Consider the following 4,100-nt stretch of genomic DNA (forward strand, 5'->3'; position numbering starts at 1 on the left):
GGGGCTGTGCCTCCCACCCCCACCCCCGCGCCGGCGCGGGTCCCCGCGTAATCCGCTTGACCGGCCGACGCGGTGACGGTCCACTGTGGCGGGACACCGCGGTCGTGGTGTCGGTATCCAGGGGAGGCAGCGGCAGCAATGGACATTCGTCCCACGACCGACCAGGACCACGAGGTCTTCATCGACACCGTCCATGCGGCGTTCGGGCGCTTCCCGGAGACCCCGGGCGAGGACGGCGGCGGGGTGTTCTGGTCTGCGTACGAAATGGACCGCAACCTGATCGCCTGGACCGCGGACGGGCGGCCCGTCGGCACCGCCGGTGCGTACTCCTTCGAGCTCACCCTGCCCGGTGAGGTACTCCTGCCGACCTCGGGGGTCACCGCCGTCGGCGTCCTGCCCTCGCACCGGCGCAAGGGCGTGCTCACCGCGATGATGCGGCACCAGCTCACCGCGCTGCGCGACCGCGGGGAGTGCCTCTCCGTACTGCTCGCCTCCGAGGCCCTGATCTACCGCCGGTTCGGCTACGGACCGGCGACCTACACGGCGCGGCTGGCGGTGCCGCGCCACCAGGCGGCCCTGGCCCTTCCCCGGGCACGCGGCGCGGCCGACACCCCGGCGACCGGCTCGGACACCGGCTCGATCGAGGTGCTGCGGCGTGCCGAGTGCGGCGGGATCCTGGAAGAGGTCTACGACTGGTACCGCCGCGCACAGCCCGGAGCGCTGTCCCGGCCGCACCGCTGGTGGTCCTTGGGCGCAGGCCAGCCGCCGATCTCGCGGGCGCCGCGGTACATCGCCGTCCACCGGGACGCCGACGGGGTCCCGGACGGGTACGCGAGCTACTCGATCGGCGAGTCCGAAACCCTGACCGTCGACGAGACCATCGCCACCGGCGACGCCGTGTACACGGCCCTGGCCCGGTTCCTGCTGGCGCACGACCTGGTCACCCGGATCGTGTTCAAGCACGTCCCGACCGGGCACCCGCTGCGCTGGCAGTTCGAGGACTTCCGCGCCGGCGAGGTCACCGGCGACACCGACTGGCTCTGGGTGCGGCTGCTGGACGTGCCGCGTGCGCTGACCTCGCGCGGCTGGTTCACGGACGGCGAGCTCGTCCTCGACGTCGCCGACGCGTTCCTGGGCGAGCACGGCCGCTATCTGCTGACCGTCCGGGACGGCAAGGCCGACTGCGTCCCGACCGGCCGGGAGCCCGACCTGTCCCTGGACGTCAGCGACCTGGGCTCGATCTACCTCGGCGGAACCGCCCCGAGCACGCTCGTGCGGGCCGGACACGTCCGGGCCCACCGCCCGGACGCGGCCGTCCTCGCCGACGCCCTCTTCCGCGCCGACCGCACCCCGCACTGCCTGCACTGGTTCTGACCCCGCGTCCGGAGTGCTTGCCGGACCGGTCAGGTGGCGGGCCCCGGCCGGTTCCCGTGCGGGTGGAGGCGCTCCGTGAGGAAGGCGAGGATCTCGTCGCGGGCCCGGACGGTGGGGTGGCCGGCCTCGTCGACGAGATGGGCGGTGACGACGCTGTGCGGGGTTTCGACCAGGTCGGCGAAGAAGGGCGGCGGGGCCGGGTTGGCCGCGCTGTCCGGCAGGACGCGCCCGTCGAAGGCGTCGCCGAGCAGCGCGCGGTAGGCGGCGAAGCGCTGCCCCGTGCACCAGCGGTCGCCCTCGAAGCGGTACGCCAGGACGGAGAGTCCGTCGTGGTCCAGCCGGTCGCGTACCGCGCGCGCGTCCGCCGCGTCGAGTTCGAGGCCGCCGGGATCGTCGAGCGGCAGCGACGGGTGGTTGACCACGGGGGCGATCACCGCGGGTTCCAAGGCCATGGTGAGGGCGAAGTTGCCGGTGAAGCACAGGCCGATCGCGCCCACCCCCGGCCCGCCGCACGCGCCGTGTGCCTGGCGGGCCAGGCCGCGCAGCCACAGCGTCACCGGGCTGGTGCCACCCCCGGCGAAGGCGCGGAACTCCGCGCTGACACAGGCGCGGCGGACCACCTCCCGGCCGCCCTCGACGGTGGGGAAGGCGCCGTCGGTTCCGAACAGGGAGGGTACGTGGACGGTGAAGCCCGCGTCCCGCACCCAGCGCGCGAGCCGCAGGACGTCGGGGCTGATGCCCGGCATCTCGGGCAGCACCACGACCGCGGGCCCGGCCCCGGCCACGTACACCGTCTTCTCCACCCCCTCCACGGCCATGCTCCGGCGGGTGAAGTCGGTGATCGGATCGTCGTTGCTCATGGGGCCAGCCTGGTCCGGCACCGGCCGCCGGGTCAGGGGCCGGATCGCCAAGGCCGGGGGCAATCGCGCCACGCGCAGGCCGGGCGGACCAGGGCGAGCCGTACGCGGGGTCGGCTACCCCGGGCCGCGGGGACACCGGAGGAGTACGAGGGCGATGGCGGAGGCGGAGGCAGAGGTGACGCTGCAGCCGGAGGACGGTGCGGGTCGGGGCGCCGGACCGGGTGCGCTGCGGGTCGGGGTCCTGGCGTACCCGGACTGCTTCGCGTCCGAAGTGTTCGGCGTCCCCGACCTGTTGACGATGGCCGGACACGTGGCCGGACCGGACGCGCCCGGCTACCGGGTGTCGGTCCTCTCGCCCCGCCGCCGCGTCACCGCCTCGGGCGGCGCGAGCCTGGACGTGCGTCCCCTGCGCGAGGTCGACGTCCTGGTGGTCCCCGGCTTCGAACTGCGCCCGGACGACGACCTCGGCGCGCGGCTCGCGCGGCTGGCCCCCGAGATCGAGGCGATCCGCGCGCAGGCCGCCGCCGGTACCGCCGTCGTCTCCCTCTGCGTGGGCGCGTTCCTGCTCGCCGAGGCCGGGCTCCTCGACCGGCGCCGGGCCACCACCTCCTGGCTGCACGCCGGCGAACTGGCCAGGCGCTGCCCGGACGCCGACGTGCGGCCCGAGCACCTGGTCGTCACCGACACGGGGGTGACGACCACGGCCGCCTTCTCCGCCATGTACGACTTCGCGCTGGACCTGATCCGCCGGCACAGCGGCGCCCGGGTGGCCCGCACCACCGCCCGGGTGGCGCTCGTCGACGACGCGCGGACCTCCCAGACCCCGTACGTCGACCCGAGGCTCCTGCCGCAGCCCGGCCGGGAGTTCTCCCAGCAGGTCATGCGGAGGCTCGACCAGCACCTCGCCGAGCCGTACGATCTCGCCGCGCTCGCTGCCGCCTTCCGGGTCAGCACCCGCACACTGCTGCGCCGCTTCGCCGAGGAGACCGGACGCAGCCCGCTCAACCATCTGCAGGCCTCCCGCGTCCGCCGCGCCCGCCACCTCCTGGAGACCACCGACCGCACCGTCGCCGCCGTCGCGGCCGCCGTGGGCTACCAGGACCCCGGCACCTTCGCCGCCCTCTTCGCCCGCCACACCGGCCACCGCCCGAGCGCCTACCGGGCCGCCTTCCGCCGCCGCGAACCCGGGGGCGGATGACACGGAAGGCGTGCGCCGCCTGCCCGGGCTCTGTGCGCCCTGCTCAGTCCAGGTGAGCGGCGACCAGTTCGGCGAAGGCCTCCGGTGCGAGGACCTCGACGCCCAGCTCGGCCGCCTTGACCGCCTTCGAACTGGGCTTGCCGCTCGCGGACGGTGCGGCGACCAGGATCGTGGTCTTCGAGTTGACGCTGCTGCCCGCGCGCCCGCCGGCCTTCGCGATCAGCAGGTTCATCTCGGTCCGCCCGAAGCCCTCCAAGGGCCCGGCCATCTTGCCCGTGACCACCACGACCTTGCCGTCCAGCGGCCCCGGACCCTGCGCGCCCGCAGGCTCCTGCGGCTCGGCCAGGTTGACTCCCGCTGCGATCAGCTTGTCGATGACCGGGGCCAGGGCCGCGACCTGCTCGACGATGACGGGGGCCTTCTCCGGGCCGATCCCCTCCACGTCCTGCATGGCGGCCGCGTCGGCCTCGCGGATCGCCTCCATCGTGCCGAAGTGCCGGGCGATGCGCCGTGACATGCTGCGCCCGGTGCCGAGCACCCCCAGGGCGCAGAAGACCCGGCTGAGGGGACGGGACCTGGCGGCCGTGATCTGCTCGGCCAGCTTGGCGCCCCGCCTGGCGCTGCCGGAGGCGGCGGTGAGCTGGTCGACGGTGAGCGTGAACAGGTCG

Annotated in this window: 4 protein-coding genes; 2 read left to right on the top strand and 2 right to left on the bottom strand. The window is 74.7% G+C overall.

What is annotated here, in order from left to right:
* The first annotated feature begins 138 nt into the window (after positions 1-138).
* The gene (locus AB0F11_RS37775) at positions 139-1,374 is read left to right on the top strand and encodes a GNAT family N-acetyltransferase (protein ID WP_362184330.1); all 1,236 of its coding nucleotides are present in this window, start codon (positions 139-141) and stop codon (positions 1,372-1,374) included.
* A 29-nt stretch (positions 1,375-1,403) separates the two neighbouring features.
* Here the strand turns inward: AB0F11_RS37775 and AB0F11_RS37780 are convergent, their stop codons facing one another.
* Positions 1,404-2,234: a dienelactone hydrolase family protein gene (locus AB0F11_RS37780; RefSeq protein ID WP_362184332.1), complete on the bottom strand. Its 831-nt coding sequence runs from the start codon at positions 2,232-2,234 to the stop codon at positions 1,404-1,406.
* Positions 2,235-2,388: 154 nt separating this feature from the next.
* Between AB0F11_RS37780 and AB0F11_RS37785 the strand changes: the two genes are divergently transcribed.
* Positions 2,389-3,432, top strand: a complete 1,044-nt coding sequence (locus tag AB0F11_RS37785; RefSeq protein WP_362184334.1) for a helix-turn-helix domain-containing protein — start codon at positions 2,389-2,391, stop codon at positions 3,430-3,432.
* A 43-nt stretch (positions 3,433-3,475) separates the two neighbouring features.
* On the opposite strand, the gene AB0F11_RS37790 is transcribed toward AB0F11_RS37785, so the two are convergent.
* The coding region (locus tag AB0F11_RS37790; protein ID WP_362184336.1) for a helix-hairpin-helix domain-containing protein at positions 3,476-4,100 on the bottom strand (625 nt) is incomplete at its 5' end.

The organism is Streptomyces sp. NPDC032472 (genome assembly GCF_040636955.1).
In the GTDB taxonomy this organism is placed as follows: domain Bacteria; phylum Actinomycetota; class Actinomycetes; order Streptomycetales; family Streptomycetaceae; genus Streptomyces.

Excerpts from the sequence above, each read along its gene's own strand:
- AB0F11_RS37785 (WP_362184334.1), top strand. The coding sequence starts at position 2,389 with ATGGCGGAGGCGGAGGCAGAGGTGACGCTGCAGCCGGAGGACGGTGCG.
- AB0F11_RS37780 (WP_362184332.1), bottom strand. The coding sequence starts at position 2,234 with ATGAGCAACGACGATCCGATCACCGACTTCACCCGCCGGAGCATGGCC.
- AB0F11_RS37775 (WP_362184330.1), top strand. The coding sequence starts at position 139 with ATGGACATTCGTCCCACGACCGACCAGGACCACGAGGTCTTCATCGAC.